This is a genomic window from Stappia sp. BW2 (assembly GCF_008107695.1).
In the GTDB taxonomy this organism is placed as follows: Bacteria; Pseudomonadota; Alphaproteobacteria; order Rhizobiales; family Stappiaceae; genus Roseibium.
Window position 1 is genome coordinate 248,941 of sequence record NZ_VIRG01000053.1, and the last position, 14,099, is coordinate 263,039.

The window sequence follows — 14,099 nt, forward strand, 5'->3', positions numbered from 1 at the left end:
CGCGTTACGAGTCCCGTTCTTCCAGAGTGACCAGACCGAGGCGTTTAAACCCGGCCGCGCTGATGCGACCCATCAGCTTCATCATTGTGCCGTAGTCGGCATCCTGATCGCCGCGTACGTAGATGCGTTCCTCATAGCCATTGGCGGCAATGGCTTCGAGCTTCGGTACGATCTCTTCGATGGTGATAGGGGTATCCTGAATGAAGATTTCACCGGCCGCGTTCACGGAGATGGTTATCGGCTCCGTGTCGCCTTCCAGGGCCTTGGCGCTGGTCTCCGGCAGATCGATCGGCACACCGACCGTCAGCAGCGGAGCGGCCACCATGAAGATGATCAGGAGCACCAGCATCACGTCGACCATCGGCGTGACGTTGATTTCGCTCATGGGGGCGTGGCGACGCCTGCGCCGTCCGCGCCGACTGCCTCCTGCCTGACCTGAACCGACCTGCATGGCCATGGATCAGCCCCTCTCGTCGATTTGACGGGACAGGATGGCGGAGAACTCGTCCGCAAAGCCTTCCATGCGCGAAACCGCCTTGCCGACATCTGCGGAGAACTTGTTGTAGGCGATAACCGCCGGAATGGCCGCCAGCAGACCAAGGGCCGTTGCAAACAGCGCCTCGGCAATACCAGGCGCAACGACGGCGAGGTTGGTGCTTTCGGACGCTGCAATGGCCTGGAAGGCGGTCATGATGCCCCAGACCGTTCCGAACAGGCCGATGAACGGCGCGGCGGATCCCACGGTCGCCAGGATCAACAACCGGCTTTCCAGCCGTTCGGCTTCGCGCTGGATGGTGACATCCATCACCCTGTCGATACGCTGCTGCAGGCTGCCGATGGCAGGCCGAGCGCCCTCGTGACTGCGCTTCCACTCGCGCATGGCCGCCACGAACAGCGCCGCCATGGAGTGATTCACACGATTATGAAGCGTATTATAGAGTTCTTCGAGCGACTGGCCGGACCAGAACACCGTTTCGAACCGGCTCATCTGGCGCCGTGTCCGGCCGACCAGCATGATCTTGTCGACGATGATCGCCCAGCACCAAACCGAAGCGCCCAGCAGACCGAGCATCACGATCTTGACGACGATATGCGCTTGCCAGAACAGCGCAAAAAACGAGATGCCGCTCTCTGGCGCCAATGTCGATTGGACAAGTGTTTCCATAAATTCAATGACCTCTTGGCCGTCTGACGCTGTCTTGCATTCAAGGTTTCGAAAACGACAGCGAGGAACCGGAATCAGCCGGCCGGCTCTTGTAACCTGCCGCCTCTCTGACGTTTGATTTTGTCAAAACTGGGACTTTTCCTATCAAAGGCAGCCCCTCTCTAAAGGAATCAATTAAGGTTACTGCAAGATTAACGCAGTAATATGTTTTGAAAGTATTTTACGTTGACCCGGCGCACTGCCGGTCCGGAAAGCGCCCAGCCAGCGCCAAGACGTTCAACCGCCAGTGTTTTCCGCAGGCACGAATTTTCGAAGTTTTTCCGCCAGGATTGGCGGCAGTCGGGCGGGACGGCCCTGCGAGGAGATGATCGCGACGGTCACGGCGGCTGAAACCAGAAGCTCGTCGCCCCGGAAAATAAGCTGATCGAGCCGCACCCGGGCGCCCTTGTACTCCGTAAGGCGTGTTTGCACCTTCAGAATGTCATCAATCCGGGCCGGCTTCTGGAAGTCGAGCGTCATTGTCTTGACCGCGAAGGCCAGGGACGCGCCATGCGTTCCCTCCGCCATCTCGATATGGTGGATGCCGATGAGACGAAGAAAGTCCGATCGGGCGCGCTCGAAAAAGCGCACATAAGCACCATGATAGACGATGCCGGAGAAATCCGTGTCCTCGTAATAGACCCGAATGGGAAGCACATGACCGCCGTCTTCCAGGCGGCCGGCGAGATCCGGCCAATCCGACACGTTTTATCCTCACAAACTCAAAGAAAAAGCCTCCCGGCCAGCCGGGAGGCTCTTGCGCGGCTCAAAGGTAAGCCCTGTCTTATGCGGCGGCAACCTCGGAGAGGAATTTCTCGACGGACCGGCGGATCTGTTCCGCCTGCTGTTTCATCTCGATGGTCGCGTTCAACATGTCACCGACCGCTTCGGAGTTTTCCGCAACCCCTTCGTTGAGTGATGCCACCGTGTCCGCCACACTGCGGGTGCCTTCTGCGGCCTCCGCAACGTTCCTGGAGATTTCGCCCGTGGCTGCACCCTGCTGCTGCACGGCGTCCGAAATCGTGGTGGTGTAGGAATTGACCTCCTCAACGGATTCCGACACCCGGGCAATCTCTTCCACCGCTTCCGTGGTCGATGCCTGGATGGCCGCGATCTGCGCCGAAATTTCCTCCGTTGCCTTGGCGGTCTGACCAGCAAGCGACTTCACTTCCGACGCAACAACGGCAAAGCCCTTTCCTGCATCACCCGCACGCGCGGCCTCGATGGTCGCGTTGAGCGCCAGAAGGTTGGTCTGCTCGGCAATCTCGGAAATCAGCGACACCACATCACCGATCTTGTTGGCCGCTTCCGCAAGCCCGGAGATCTTGGAATTGGAGCTCTGTGCCGCCGTCGTGGTCTGGGACACGATATGTGCCGTGGTTTCGACCTGACGGGAAATTTCAGAGATCGACGCGTTGAGTTCCTCCGTGGCGGACGCAACTGCCTGCACGTTGGAGGAGGCGTTGTCCGATGTCATCACGGCGGTCTTGCCCTGGTCGGATGCGGCAGCGGACCGCTCGCTGAGCGCGGAAGACACTTCCTCCACACGGGCAATGTTCGTTTCCACCAGTTCCAGAACAGCCTGGGATTCGGCCCGGAAGCCGGCAATGAGTGCGTCGATCGTTTTTTCGCGCTCTTCGCGGGCGATATGGCCAACCTTTTGTTCCGATGCCAGACGCTCGCGTTCGATCGAATTGTCCTTGAAAACCTCGATGCAGCGTGCCATGCGGCCGATTTCGTCCAGCCGTTCGGTCGCTTCGACGGCCACTTCCAGATCGCCGTCAGCAATCTGGCGGGCAGCGGCAGAGAGGCGTTCCATGGGGGCGAACATGCGCCGGGTCACCCACCAGATCAGACCGACGATCGGCACCAGGCAAAGGAACCCGGAAATGATCGCGCCATAGGTGATCCGGTCGGCCGCTGCTGAAAGTTCCGTCTGCTTGACGGCATCGATCACACCGAACGGCGATCCCACGAACATGTTGTTGGCTTGCGCAAAGCGGTAGTCGCCGTCGTCCAGGCGGATCAGTCGGTCATCAACCTTGATATCGGCAATCATGTGAACCGCGCTGGCGCGGCCACGCTCGTCGAGTTGAACCAGTTTGCCGTCTGAATCGGCGAGGTAGATGCGCTCGCTTTCGCCAAGGCCAGTCTTCTCGTTCAACAGCCCGGCCAGATGCTCCATGCTGGTCGTGAAGGCAATCGCGCCGAAAAACCGGTCAAGGTAGAATACCGGAACGGCAAGAACTTCCGAAACGGTGCCGTCATCTGTGGTGATAAACCCTGAGGAATAGATCTGCCCGGCTGCAAGCGTTTCGTTTTTCGATGCCTCGAACAGCTTGCCCATGGCGACCTGCACCGGAAGTCCCTGGATCTGCGGGTCTTCAACGTTGAGCGCGAATTCCGGCCCCTTGCGATAGGTGTAGGTGATAAATCCGTCCGGATTGGCCAGCGCCGCATCGGAGAACAGGCCCTGACTGACGAGCTCCTGATAGATCGGATGAATGGCCTGGTGATTCTTTACGTAGTAGTTGGTTTCTTCCGGCTCCACCAGAAGATGACGCTCGCCTTCCGGATACGGATTGTCTGTGACGAAAATCCTCCGGAGCGTTTCTTCCTGATCTTTCTTCAGGTTCTTCCACCCGACCATGGTTTTCATCAGGCTGTCCTTGGCGCCTTCCAGCGTCGAGAAGAACGCAGCACTGTCTCTCACCTGCCCTAGAGACAGTTCGATAACCTTCTGTTTTGCCCTGGTCGCACTTTGGAGACCGGCATCGGCCTGACCGTTTGCAACATCGCGCGAAATGGTCGATGTGACCGTGACAATTGCCACGCACATGGTCAACGCGCCAGCCAAGAACATTAGAGCCAGTTTAGATGAAAGCCGCTTACGCATGTATCCCCCCACGTGATTAACGTGAAGATACGACAGAAGTCGCAAATAAATGCTTAATCGCTATGCAGGGCCTGATATAAATGACGAGGTCGTATCTTATAAATACTACGTAACTATTCAGGATCGGAAAACAGACCCATTTGCGGGGCATCCGGTCTGGATGGCGCGGCAAGCCCAAGATGTTCGAACGCCATGGGTGTGAGGATACGGCCACGTGGTGTCCGTTGCAGGAATCCGTTTTGAATGAGATACGGTTCGACGATTTCCTCAATCGCATCGCGAGGTTCTGAAAGTGCAGCTGCGATGGTCTCGATGCCGACTGGCCCGCCGCCAAAGTTGACGGCAATCTGACTGAGATATCGCCGGTCGAGACTGTCGAGCCCGGCACTATCGACTTCCAGCTGTAAAAGGGCCCTGTCAGCCAGCTCCCTGTCGACCCGGCCGACACCGGCCACAATGGCAAAATCCCTCACGCGCCGTAGCAGACGCCCGGCAATGCGCGGCGTCCCGCGCGAGCGCTTGGCAATCTCGCGTGCGCCGTCTTCCACTATGCCGATGCCAAGGATGGACGCGCCGCGCTTGACGATATGTTCCAGCTCGGGGACGGTATAGAACTGCAACCGCACCGGAATGCCGAAACGGTCGCGCAGAGGGGTCGTCAGCAGGCCGAGCCGTGTGGTCGCCGCAACAAGAGTGAACTTCGCCAGGTCGATCTTGACCGAACGTGCCGCCGGTCCTTCGCCGATGATCAGGTCGAGCTGGAAATCCTCCATCGCCGGATAAAGCACTTCCTCGACCGCCGGATTGAGGCGGTGGATCTCATCGATGAAGAGCACATCGCGTTCTTCCAGATTGGTCAGAAGCGCGGCAAGGTCGCCCGCCTTGGCAATGACCGGTCCCGAAGTCGCCCGGAAATTGACACCAAGCTCACGCGCCATGATCTGGGCCAACGTCGTCTTGCCGAGGCCGGGGGGCCCGACGAACAACACATGGTCCAGCGCTTCTCCACGGGCCTTCGCCGCGCCGATGAACACCTTCAGATTGGCGCGCGCCTGGGCCTGACCGACAAAATCATCCAGCACCTGCGGGCGCATGGTTGAATCGATCTCGTCTCCCCGGATTTCCGGCGTCACGATGCGAGTGTCATCCGACATGGCTTACGACCACAAACAGCAACACCAGAAGAGCCAACGAATAGGCCACCCGGAGCGCATAGAACTTCTTGTACTGGCGCAGGACAAACGGATCGTCCGACTCCACACGGCGTCCGTTGACAGTAAACGGACGGTCTCCCACCGAGGCACTGAAGCGGTGATCGAGATACATGATACCGCCAATCGCGAGAACCACGAACACAACGGCAATGATGCCATAGGTCACGACGATCATCCCGCCAATTCCTTCAAGCCAAGGCGGATCAGCGTTTCGGTTGTGGCGTCCTCACCTGCGGACTGCATCGCCCTGGCGACCGCCCCGCTTGCCTGCGCCTGCGCGTAGCCCAGATTGGTCAGCGCTGAAACCGCCTCTGCCACCGGTCGCGAAGCCACGTTGTCCGCAACGGTCTGGGACACGGCGATGGTGCCCTGGTCCACCGTGGCAAGGCTGGGCGCCTTGTCCTTGAGTTCTGAAATGATGCGTTCGGCGACGCGCTTGCCAACACCGGGCGCCCGTGAGATCACCGCCTTGTCGCCAAGGGCAATCGCGTTGGCAACTTCACTTGCCTTCAGGATGCCCAGAATGCCGAGCGCCACCTTGGCACCGACACCTTGCACCGTCATCAGGATGCGAAACCATTCGCGCTCGGCCTCGACACCGAAACCATAGAGCCGGATCATGTCCTCGCGAACGATCGTCTCGATGAAAAGAACAGCCGCCTCGCCTGCCCGTGGCAGGCTCTGGAGGATGCGCGAGGGGCAATGGACCTGATAGCCCACTCCGTGGACGTCCAGGATCACGTGATCCTCGCCGTAGCTGTCGATTGTGCCCTTCAGCTTACCGATCATATCGCCCCCATGGCGGCAAGCCGCGCTGTGCTGTTGGACCGGTGCTGTGCGTGGCAGATGGCAATTGCCAGTGCATCGGCAGCGTCGTCCGTATTGAAGGTGGCCCGTGGCATCAGAATCTTGACCATGGCCCGGATCTGGTCCTTTTCCGCGTGACCGGTGCCGACCACGGTCTTCTTGACCAGGTTCGGCGCATATTCGGCGACCGGAAGCCCGGCAAGCGACGGCACCAGCAGCGCGATCCCGCGCGCCTGCCCCAGCTTCAGCGTGGCCCCAGCGTCCTTGTTGACGAACGTATGCTCGACCGCCGCTTCCGCCGGTTCGTGCTGGCGCACAACGTCGCTGAGGCCGTCATGCAGCTCCACCAGGCGCTCGGCCAGGCTCTTCTTGTTGTCGGAGGTCACCGTGCCGGAAGCTATGAAGGACAGGCGATTTCCCGTCGCCTCGATCATGCCCCAGCCGGTACGCCGCAGCCCCGGGTCGATGCCCAGCAAACGAATCGCGTGTATCATGGAACAAATCGGTAACAAAACTTCCCCGTTGACGCCAGCCAAAGCGCGGCTTACCACCGCAATGCCTGTCAAAAACACCTTTGAACGCGTGTTATCAGGCCTTGCAGTGCGCGGCAGGCCCCTCCCCGCACAGAACCACCATCTGCCGGGCCACACCGTTTCCGATCCCGTCCGACCAGCGAGACCCCATGGCCGACATCTTCAATTCCTTTCCGCCCGGCCTTCTGGCGTTTCTCGCTGCTGTCCTGTTCGTGGCCGGCTGCGTGCGCGGATTTGCCGGGTTTGGCGCTGGAATGATCTTCATGCCGGTGGCCGCCAGCGTCATGCTGCCGTCGACCGCAGCCGCCACATTTCTGTTCATCGACGGCATCGTCGCTCTGCCGCTGGTGGTTCGGGCGCTGAGACTGTGCAACTGGGCGACGGTGCTTCCTGCGGTTATTGGCGCGGTGGTTTTCGTGCAGGTCGGCGCGTGGCTGCTGGCCAATGCGGACGTGCTGGTTCTGCGCTGGACGATCTTCGCAATCGTCACGGGCCTGCTGCTGCTGCTGGTCTCCGGCTGGCGCTATGAACGCAAGCCCTCCAGACCGGTGTCCTTAGGTGTCGGTGCGATTGCCGGTGTGCTCGGCGGCATCTCGCAGGTCTCCGGCCCACCGGTCGTTGCCTTCTGGCTGTCCAGCGCCAAGGAACCGGCCATCGTGCGCGCCAACCTGATCGTCTTCTTTGCGCTGGCAAGCGTCGGCACCTTCATTGCCTATATCTTCAATGGCTTTTTCACACTGGAAGTGTTCCAGCTCCTGGTGATGGCGATCCCTGTTTATGCCCTTGCCATCTACCTGGGGTCCAACGGTTTCAAGCGCGCCAACCCCTCCCTCTACCGCAAGCTGGCCTACGGCCTGATCGCCCTCGCGGCTCTTTCAAGCATGCCCCTGCTCGACCCGCTGTTCCGCTAGAGCGCCCTGATCCGGAACATTGCCGGCCAAGCCCACCGCCTCATCCTGAGGAAGCGCGAAGCGCTGTCTCGAAGGATGGGTTGCACACTCCGGAACAAGAGGCCCATATTTCGAGACGCCGCTAACGCGGCTCCTCAAGATGAGGATGAGAAGAGTTGCACCGCTTCAGATATCGAAAAACAGTCAGCAAATCTCAGCGCTCTCCCTACTCGCCTGGGATCTTTTCCTGAAGCTTCTCCTGCCATTTGGCGCATTTTGCCGCCATCAGCCGGTTGAGCTCAGCCTCGAACTCTTCCTTGCTCGCAGATGCCTGGGCCAGAACACTTAGGGCAACAATGGCAGCATCGGCGGCCTCCTCACGCACGTCCGCCAATGTCTGCTTCTTGTATTCGCTGCCTGGCGCCTTCGTCGCCGAAAGCACTGCCTGCGCCAGCTCGCCGGCCTCTTCCGCCAACTTCAGCGCCCGCTCCTGCAAGGTTTTCGGGTCCTTCTGCGTCAGGTTGAAGATGTCGAACATCTGATCAGTTTCCTTTGCTCCACGATCGCCTGAGCCCTCCCTTCCCCACACCCGACGAGGGGCAGAGAGGCCAGGTCCCAGGCGCGGAAACGCCTATCCAGCTGATGCAGCAGACGGCAGCCTGCCAAATCGGTAAGGCGGCATTCCCCTCCCCGTTGTGGGGAGCCGTTAGGGGTGGAGGTACAGTTGGCACGGACCTGGCGAATGCCTTCCCGTTCTCCAAAAGAAAAACCCCGGCAAGACCGGGGTTTTCAAATCCATATCCTGAAGATCTCAGGATGCCAGCGAGGCCATGGTTTCTTCGTCGACATCGAAGTTGGAGTAGACGTTCTGAACGTCGTCGTCGTCTTCCAGCATGTCGATGAGTTTCATCATGGTCTGGGCCTTGTCCGCATTGACCGGTGTCAGGTTCTGCGGCCTCCAGATGATCTTGGTCGAATCCGCTTCGCCCAGAGCCTTTTCCAGCGCTGCGGAAACCTCGTTCAGATCTTCAAAGGCGGTGTAGATCGTGTGACCGCTTTCGTCGGACTGAACATCTTCCGCGCCGGCTTCGATCGCCGCCTCCAGAACCGCGTCGGGTTCACCAGCTTCCGGCTTGTAGATGATCTCGCCAACCCGGTCGAACATGAAGGACACCGATCCGGTTTCCCCCAAAGATCCACCGCATTTGGTGAAATAGGAGCGGATGTTGGACGCGGAGCGGTTGCGGTTGTCGGTCAGGGCCTCGACAACGACGGCAACGCCTGCCGGGCCGTAGCCTTCGTAGCGGACTTCTTCGTAGTTGTCGCCGTCACCGGACTGGGACTTGTTGATCGCCCGCTGGATGTTGTCCTTCGGCATCGATTGGGCCTTGGCGTTTTGAACGGCAAGGCGAAGACGCGGGTTCGCATCCGGATCCGGGTCGCCCATCTTCGCGGCGACGGTGATTTCCTTGGACAGTTTGGAGAACATCTTGGAGCGGGCCGCGTCCTGGCGTCCCTTGCGGTGCATGATGTTCTTGAATTTTGAATGGCCTGCCATGGCTCTTCTCGGTTCTTTACAGGTGATGTCGATGAAAACTGCGCCGCTTATAGGCAAGTTGACCCGGAAAATCCAGCGCAGAGAAAAACGCGCCGGTGGTCAGCCCCCATTCGGCCAGAAGGACGGGATCACGGGTTCCAGACGACCGCCTATTCTGATCGGCGCGATTTGCTCGGCAAGTCCCGTGCGGTCATCGGTCTCGATGGCAACCCCGCAGATCGTGGCATTACCGGTTGCCGGTGTGAACCGGGAGCTCGGAATCTTGCGCTGGAACCGGTTGACCGGTTCTTCCTTGTCCATGCCCAGCACGCTGTCATAGGCCCCGCACATGCCGGCGTCCGACATATAGGCTGTGCCGTTTTCCAGGATCTGGTGATCGGCCGTCGGCACATGGGTGTGCGTGCCGACAACAAGGCTGACCCGACCATCCAGAAAATGGCCCATGGCCTGTTTCTCGCTGGTGGCTTCTGCGTGCATGTCGATGATGATGGCATCGGCCACATCGCCAAGCGGACACCCGTTGACGACGTTGTCGATGGCGGCGAAGGGATCGTCGAGCGCGTCCATGTAGACCCGGCCCATCACGTTGGCGACCATCACCCGCGCGCCGTTTCTAGCGGTGAACAGATGCGCCCCGCGCCCTGGTGTTCCGGAGGGATAATTCACCGGCCGAAGCAGCCTGTCCTGCCGTTCGATATAGACCAGCGTGTCACGCTGGTCCCACACGTGATTGCCGGTGGTCACCACGTCGGCCCCGGCGTCCAGAACATCCTGCAGGATCGCCTCGGTAATGCCGAACCCGGACGCTGCGTTCTCACCGTTGACGATCACGAAATCGAGCTGGTTGCTTTCCACCAGCTCCGGCAATTGCTCAATGACGGCGGTGCGGCCCACACGGCCGACGAGATCGCCCAGAAACAGAATACGCATATCTCTTCACTGGGCGGCCTGCTTCCGGCTCTCAATTTCGCCGTCACCCGAACGCCCGGTACCCTTGTTCGGTCAGAATTCCATTCAACGGCTTGTCATGCTCCTCCGAAGGGACGTGGTCAACCTCCTGCAAGGAAAACGCAAGCCCGATGCACAAAAGGGGGCCGGACTGTTGCAACTGCGCAATTGTCGTGTCGTAAAAAGCCTTGCCGTAACCGATGCGCGTGCCTGCGCCGTCAAAGCCGGCAAGCGGCATCAGAAGAATGTCCGGCCGCACCTCTTCGGACGAGGGGCCCGGTTCCGACGTGCCGAACCCGGCGGAGACCAGCTCCGTATCCCGTTCCAAACGGCGGAAAATGAGGCTCGGGCCGGTCATCACGGGCAGACACAAGGGATGCCCAAGCTGGCGCAGGCGATCCATCAGCGGACGCGGATCGATTTCGTCCCGGATCGGCCAGAAGCCGGCCACCACCGCCCCCGCAGGCAACGACAGATCCTCGGCATGATCGGTAAGCTGGAGGCTGAGTTCGATCCGCTCGACCACCGGCATTGCCTTGCGGCGGGCCAGCACTTCCTTGCGGAGCTTGTCTTTTTCGCATGCGATGATGGAAAGGTCGGTCATGAGGCCTCGACTGAATGGTTCGGCCCGCGTCCTGAAAATGAAACGCGCAGCCGCCCGACCGTTGGATTTGCAATCCCGGGAAACCTACTATGTAGGTGGGCGCCGTATGCAACGGACCACGGCCCAGCGCAGGGACAGCTCCCGAGGGGATGCGTAAGGCCCCGGGGATAATGTTCCTGACGTATCGGGCAGCCGCAAGTACCGCATATAATCCGGTGCAGCCGCAATTACCAGTGCGGCATGAGATTCATCACAAACGAAGTTTCTTGAAATTGGCTGGTGTGAACATACGCAGCCTTTGCTGCAAGATGCCGATCCGGCGACCGCCTCAGGCGTTGTCCTGGGCGCGCAAACTCTTGGACAGGCCATCCGCAAGGCTTTCGATGCGCGCTGCGGCCGTGTTGACGGCCCGCGACAGCTCTTCCTCGTTATGGCTCATGTTGTCGAGCGCGGCCACCTGCTGTTTCCTGGCGTCTGCCAGTTGCTCTTCAAGCCCGGCAACCTTGCGCTCCAGCTCTGAAAGCTGGTCGGCCGCCATGATGCCTGCCATCACCGTCAGGCGCTGGTCGCCGATTTCGCCGAAGGCCCCTCTCAGGTCGTTGATCCAGCCGTCGAAGCGCGCGGCAAGGCCCATCAGGCGCTCTTCCTCGCCGTCGTCGCAGGCCATACGGAAGGATTTTCCGTTGATGGTAACCGTGATTTGAGCCATTTCCGCCTAGCCTCCGTGCGCGTCGAGCACGCTGCGAATGGTTTCCATCGCCGAGACGAGCCGCCGGGACACATCCCGGTTGGCTTCTTCCAGCCGCGAAGCCCGGGCTTCGCTTTCATCGAGTGAGGCTGCCAATTGGGAGCGGTCTTCGCCGAGTCGCTGCAGATCGTCCTGCAGGGCATTCAGTGACCTGTCTGCGTCAAGGCGCCGCTGGACGGCCGCTTCGAGACTACCGACGGCTTTGTCCAGACGCTTTACCGCATCGGCCAGGCTGGTCTTTTCCATGCAGTCGACATCCGCCATTAATTACGTCGTCCCAATCGTTCTTCTGCGGCGGTCCGCCCATTCCTTCCCAGGTCAGACTGGAGATTTTGCGCTTTCGACCTTGGAATTGCTGCTCAAATTACGGACATTTCGGGAAATGTGTGGCCAAGCACGTTTCACGGCGAAAAAGCAAATCTTCGTTAGAGCGCCGAGCTTAGGCGCCGCAACTTCTTCCAGTCAATGCCAGCATTGGCAGAATCCTCAACTCTATAACGTGTGATCGGAAAAATTATTCCCCGCCGGTGCGCGCAAGAGACCCAAAGCAGCTTTATTGACTCGGGTGCGGTTCCTGATATTTGTCTGGCGCTTGTTCGAAATTGACGAAAGTTAATTCTTGAGCATCGCACCTCAAAACAACCTTGCCGAGCGCCCTGCTGCGGCCAAGGGGGGCTCCAAAGCAAGCAACGGAACGACGATGACCGATCTTGACAAACACCAGCGCATGGCAAATGCGATCCGCTTTCTTGCCATCGATGCCGTGGAGAAGGCTAATTCCGGTCACCCAGGCCTGCCGATGGGCGCTGCGGATATCGCGACAGTTCTTTTCACCGAATTCCTGAAATTCGATCCGACCTCCCCGAACTGGGCCGACCGCGACCGCTTCGTTCTGTCCGCAGGTCACGGCTCCATGCTGCTTTACGGCCTGCTGTATCTGCTCGGCTATGAAGATTTCTCTCTCGACGAGCTGAAGAATTTCCGTCAGCTCGGCGCGCGCACTGCGGGCCACCCGGAATACGGCCACGGCGCCGGCATCGAGACCACCACCGGGCCGCTCGGCCAGGGTCTGGGCAACGCGGTCGGCATGGCGATCGCCGAACGCCTGCAGTCCAACCGTTTTGGTGAAAACCTTGTCGATCACTACACCTATGTGCTGGCCGGTGACGGCTGCCTCATGGAAGGCATCAGCCAGGAAGCCCTGTCGCTGGCGGGCCATCTGAAGCTCAACAAGCTGATCGTCATCTGGGACAACAACGGCATTTCCATCGACGGCAAGGTCGAGATCACCGATTCTACCGATCAGCAGGCCCGTTTTGCCGCCTCTGGCTGGAACACGCTCAGCGTCGACGGTCACGATCCGGTTGCCATCTCCGCAGCGATCCGCCAGGCCCAGGCCAGCGATCGCCCGACCCTGATTGCAGCCAAGACCACCATCGGCTTTGGCGCTCCGAACAAGTCCGGCACCGCGAAGGTCCATGGCTCGCCGCTTGGTGCCGAAGAGATTTCCCTCACCCGCGCCGCGCTTAACTGGCCGCACGAGGCGTTTGAAGTTCCGAGCGACATTCTGGATGCCTGGCGCATCGCCGGCCTGCGCTCTGCCCAGGCTCACAAGGATTGGCAGAAGCGGTTTGCCGAGGCCGATGCCGAGACCCGTGCGGAATTCGAGCGCCGCAACCGTGGCGATCTGCCGGCCGGCTTCAGCAAGGCCGTTCTGGACTACAAGAAAAAGCTCGCCGACGAACAGCCCACCATGGCGACCCGCAAGGCGTCCGAAGCTGTTCTGACCGTCATCAACGAAGTCGTGCCGGAAACCATCGGCGGCTCTGCCGACCTGACCGGGTCCAACAACACCAAGACCTCGCAGACCGAACCGGTCATACCGGACGATTTCTCCGGCCGGTACATTCACTACGGCATTCGCGAACACGGCATGGCGGCAGCCATGAACGGCATGGCTCTGCATGGCGGCCTGATCCCCTATTCCGGCGGCTTCCTGATCTTTTCCGATTACTGCCGTCCGTCGATCCGCCTTGCAGCGCTCATGGGCCAGCGGGTCATTCATGTCATGACCCACGACTCCATCGGTCTTGGCGAAGATGGTCCGACCCACCAGCCGGTGGAACATTTCGCCGCCCTGCGCGCGATTCCGAACCTGGCCTTCTTCCGCCCGGCCGACATCACCGAGACCCTCGAGTGCTGGCAGCTGTCGCTGGAAAACCGTGACGGACCGTCGGTCCTGGCCCTGACCCGCCAGAATCTGCCGTCACTGCGCAAGAGCTATGAGGAAGACAACCTCTGCGCCAAGGGCGCCTATGTGCTGATCGACAGCGACGACGACGCAGCCGTAACCATCTTCGCGACCGGTTCGGAAGTGGAGATCGCGGTTGATGCACATAAGGACCTGAGCGCAGCCGGCATTGCCGTGCGCGTGGTGTCTGTGCCATCGTTCGAACTGTTCGAAGCTCAATCCGACGACTACAAGGCCGCCGTTATCGGCAACAGCCCGGTCAAGATTGCCGTTGAAGCCGGCATCCGCATGGGTTGGGACCGTTTCATCGATTCCGACGGCATCTTTGTCGGCATGTCCGGCTTTGGCGCGAGTGGTCCTTACAAGGAACTCTACGAGCATTTCGGCATCACGGCGGACGCCGTCGTCGCAGCTGCCAAGGCAAAGCTCAGCGTTTAACCTAGATC

At 60.1% G+C, this 14,099-nt stretch carries 16 protein-coding genes and 1 other RNA gene; 2 read left to right on the forward strand and 15 right to left on the reverse strand.

Annotation, left to right across the window (positions count from 1 at the left end; translation table 11 throughout):
- Nucleotides 1-4: 4 nt before the first annotated feature.
- The 8 genes from tolR to ruvC form a co-directional block, all read right to left on the reverse strand.
- The gene (tolR, locus tag FMN63_RS05420) at nucleotides 5-457 is read right to left on the reverse strand and encodes a protein TolR (RefSeq protein ID WP_148582929.1); all 453 of its coding nucleotides are present in this window, start codon (nucleotides 455-457) and stop codon (nucleotides 5-7) included.
- 3 nt (nucleotides 458-460) lie between these two features.
- Nucleotides 461-1,165, reverse strand: coding sequence for a protein TolQ (gene tolQ / locus FMN63_RS05425; protein ID WP_148582930.1), 705 nt, complete (start codon nucleotides 1,163-1,165; stop codon nucleotides 461-463).
- 276 nt (nucleotides 1,166-1,441) lie between these two features.
- Nucleotides 1,442-1,909: a tol-pal system-associated acyl-CoA thioesterase gene (gene ybgC, locus FMN63_RS05430; RefSeq protein ID WP_148582931.1), complete on the reverse strand. Its 468-nt coding sequence runs from the start codon at nucleotides 1,907-1,909 to the stop codon at nucleotides 1,442-1,444.
- Between the two features lie 79 nt (nucleotides 1,910-1,988).
- Complete coding sequence (locus tag FMN63_RS05435; RefSeq protein ID WP_209000951.1) at nucleotides 1,989-4,043, reverse strand: methyl-accepting chemotaxis protein; 2,055 nt, start codon at nucleotides 4,041-4,043, stop codon at nucleotides 1,989-1,991.
- A gap of 170 nt (nucleotides 4,044-4,213) precedes the next feature.
- Nucleotides 4,214-5,254, reverse strand: coding sequence for a Holliday junction branch migration DNA helicase RuvB (gene ruvB, locus FMN63_RS05440; protein WP_148582932.1), 1,041 nt, complete (start codon nucleotides 5,252-5,254; stop codon nucleotides 4,214-4,216).
- Nucleotides 5,244-5,489 (reverse strand): endonuclease, encoded by a 246-nt coding sequence (locus FMN63_RS05445; RefSeq protein ID WP_148582933.1) that lies wholly within the window; start codon nucleotides 5,487-5,489, stop codon nucleotides 5,244-5,246. Before FMN63_RS05445 ends, ruvB begins: the two co-directional genes overlap by 11 nt.
- Nucleotides 5,486-6,103 carry a Holliday junction branch migration protein RuvA gene (gene ruvA, locus FMN63_RS05450; protein WP_148582934.1) on the reverse strand — a complete coding sequence of 206 codons (618 nt, stop codon included), beginning with the start codon at nucleotides 6,101-6,103 and terminating at the stop codon, nucleotides 5,486-5,488. Before ruvA ends, FMN63_RS05445 begins: the two co-directional genes overlap by 4 nt.
- Complete coding sequence (gene ruvC, locus FMN63_RS05455; RefSeq protein ID WP_148582935.1) at nucleotides 6,100-6,615, reverse strand: crossover junction endodeoxyribonuclease RuvC; 516 nt, start codon at nucleotides 6,613-6,615, stop codon at nucleotides 6,100-6,102. The genes ruvA and ruvC overlap by 4 nt, the downstream gene beginning before the upstream one ends.
- Nucleotides 6,616-6,803: 188 nt before the next feature.
- Here ruvC and FMN63_RS05460 point away from each other — a divergent pair, with 188 nt between their 5' ends.
- Nucleotides 6,804-7,565, forward strand: a complete 762-nt coding sequence (locus FMN63_RS05460) for a sulfite exporter TauE/SafE family protein (protein ID WP_148582936.1) — start codon at nucleotides 6,804-6,806, stop codon at nucleotides 7,563-7,565.
- 205 nt (nucleotides 7,566-7,770) lie between these two features.
- Here FMN63_RS05460 and FMN63_RS05465 read toward each other — a convergent pair whose 3' ends face one another.
- The 7 genes from FMN63_RS05465 to FMN63_RS05495 form a co-directional block, all read right to left on the reverse strand.
- A complete protein-coding gene (locus tag FMN63_RS05465) occupies nucleotides 7,771-8,082 on the reverse strand; it encodes a MazG-like family protein (protein WP_148582937.1) in 312 nt (103 codons plus the stop codon).
- 273 nt (nucleotides 8,083-8,355) lie between these two features.
- On the reverse strand, nucleotides 8,356-9,102 hold the full coding sequence (locus tag FMN63_RS05470) for a YebC/PmpR family DNA-binding transcriptional regulator (RefSeq protein ID WP_148582938.1): 747 nt from the start codon (nucleotides 9,100-9,102) through the stop codon (nucleotides 8,356-8,358).
- Nucleotides 9,103-9,201: 99 nt separating this feature from the next.
- Nucleotides 9,202-10,032 carry a TIGR00282 family metallophosphoesterase gene (locus FMN63_RS05475; RefSeq protein WP_148582939.1) on the reverse strand — a complete coding sequence of 277 codons (831 nt, stop codon included), beginning with the start codon at nucleotides 10,030-10,032 and terminating at the stop codon, nucleotides 9,202-9,204.
- Nucleotides 10,033-10,075: 43 nt separating this feature from the next.
- Nucleotides 10,076-10,654 (reverse strand): 5-formyltetrahydrofolate cyclo-ligase, encoded by a 579-nt coding sequence (locus FMN63_RS05480; RefSeq protein WP_148582940.1) that lies wholly within the window; start codon nucleotides 10,652-10,654, stop codon nucleotides 10,076-10,078.
- 43 nt (nucleotides 10,655-10,697) lie between these two features.
- Nucleotides 10,698-10,852, reverse strand: a non-coding RNA gene (gene ssrS / locus FMN63_RS05485) — 6S RNA.
- Nucleotides 10,853-10,982: 130 nt separating this feature from the next.
- A complete protein-coding gene (locus FMN63_RS05490; protein ID WP_148582941.1) occupies nucleotides 10,983-11,363 on the reverse strand; it encodes a cell division protein ZapA in 381 nt (126 codons plus the stop codon).
- A gap of 6 nt (nucleotides 11,364-11,369) precedes the next feature.
- Entirely contained in the window at nucleotides 11,370-11,648 is a 279-nt protein-coding gene (locus FMN63_RS05495; protein ID WP_162854994.1) for a DUF4164 domain-containing protein, read from the reverse strand.
- Nucleotides 11,649-12,102: 454 nt separating this feature from the next.
- Here FMN63_RS05495 and tkt point away from each other — a divergent pair, with 454 nt between their 5' ends.
- Nucleotides 12,103-14,091, forward strand: a complete 1,989-nt coding sequence (gene tkt, locus FMN63_RS05500; RefSeq protein ID WP_148582943.1) for a transketolase — start codon at nucleotides 12,103-12,105, stop codon at nucleotides 14,089-14,091.
- Nucleotides 14,092-14,099: the final 8 nt, after the last annotated feature.

What these genes read in the sequence shown, in the direction of transcription:
- tolQ (WP_148582930.1), bottom strand. Translation starts at nt 1,165, where the DNA reads ATGGAAACACTTGTCCAATCGACATTGGCGCCAGAGAGCGGCATCTCG.
- tkt (WP_148582943.1), top strand. Translation starts at nt 12,103, where the DNA reads ATGACCGATCTTGACAAACACCAGCGCATGGCAAATGCGATCCGCTTT.
- FMN63_RS05490 (WP_148582941.1), bottom strand. Translation starts at nt 11,363, where the DNA reads ATGGCTCAAATCACGGTTACCATCAACGGAAAATCCTTCCGTATGGCC.
- FMN63_RS05460 (WP_148582936.1), top strand. Translation starts at nt 6,804, where the DNA reads ATGGCCGACATCTTCAATTCCTTTCCGCCCGGCCTTCTGGCGTTTCTC.
- ruvA (WP_148582934.1), bottom strand. Translation starts at nt 6,103, where the DNA reads ATGATCGGTAAGCTGAAGGGCACAATCGACAGCTACGGCGAGGATCAC.
- FMN63_RS05475 (WP_148582939.1), bottom strand. Translation starts at nt 10,032, where the DNA reads ATGCGTATTCTGTTTCTGGGCGATCTCGTCGGCCGTGTGGGCCGCACC.
- ruvB (WP_148582932.1), bottom strand. Translation starts at nt 5,254, where the DNA reads ATGTCGGATGACACTCGCATCGTGACGCCGGAAATCCGGGGAGACGAG.
- FMN63_RS05470 (WP_148582938.1), bottom strand. Translation starts at nt 9,102, where the DNA reads ATGGCAGGCCATTCAAAATTCAAGAACATCATGCACCGCAAGGGACGC.
- FMN63_RS05495 (WP_162854994.1), bottom strand. Translation starts at nt 11,648, where the DNA reads ATGGAAAAGACCAGCCTGGCCGATGCGGTAAAGCGTCTGGACAAAGCC.
- ruvC (WP_148582935.1), bottom strand. Translation starts at nt 6,615, where the DNA reads ATGATACACGCGATTCGTTTGCTGGGCATCGACCCGGGGCTGCGGCGT.
- FMN63_RS05445 (WP_148582933.1), bottom strand. Translation starts at nt 5,489, where the DNA reads ATGATCGTCGTGACCTATGGCATCATTGCCGTTGTGTTCGTGGTTCTC.
- FMN63_RS05435 (WP_209000951.1), bottom strand. Translation starts at nt 4,043, where the DNA reads ATGTGCGTGGCAATTGTCACGGTCACATCGACCATTTCGCGCGATGTT.
- FMN63_RS05465 (WP_148582937.1), bottom strand. Translation starts at nt 8,082, where the DNA reads ATGTTCGACATCTTCAACCTGACGCAGAAGGACCCGAAAACCTTGCAG.
- tolR (WP_148582929.1), bottom strand. Translation starts at nt 457, where the DNA reads ATGGCCATGCAGGTCGGTTCAGGTCAGGCAGGAGGCAGTCGGCGCGGA.
- FMN63_RS05480 (WP_148582940.1), bottom strand. Translation starts at nt 10,654, where the DNA reads ATGACCGACCTTTCCATCATCGCATGCGAAAAAGACAAGCTCCGCAAG.